General features: G+C 66.3%; 1 protein-coding gene. It reads right to left on the bottom strand.

The window, feature by feature from the left end; genetic code table 11:
• Positions 1 to 285, bottom strand: a 285-nt coding sequence (locus O5O46_RS35205) for a carboxyl transferase domain-containing protein (protein ID WP_333482460.1), incomplete at both ends; no start/stop codon positions are given.

Below are 285 nucleotides of genomic sequence, written 5' to 3'. Positions count from 1 at the left end.
GAGCACCTGCGGTTGGTTGGCCACCAGACCGACCACCTGTCCGTCGAGGCGGGCCAGCGCACACAGCACGTTCTTCGCCCAGCGCTCGTGCACCTCGAGGAAGTCACCGTCGTCGACGATCTCCTCGATCACCTTGCGCATGTCGTACGGACGACTGCCGTCCACGGGCACCAGGCTCAACAACGCCTCAGCACGCCGGTCGGCGGGGTCCTGGCAGTCCGCACCCGGAGGCATCTGCCGGTTGTTGGACGGCAGCAGCGAGAGCAGATACCGGACTTCCTCGAT

The sequence above is a fragment of the Streptomyces sp. RPT161 genome, assembly GCF_027533845.1.
Classification (GTDB): Bacteria; Actinomycetota; Actinomycetes; order Streptomycetales; family Streptomycetaceae; genus Streptantibioticus_A; species Streptantibioticus_A silvisoli_A.
The sequence above is the reverse complement of the archived record's forward strand: the minus strand, read 5'-3'. Positions and strand labels throughout refer to the sequence as shown.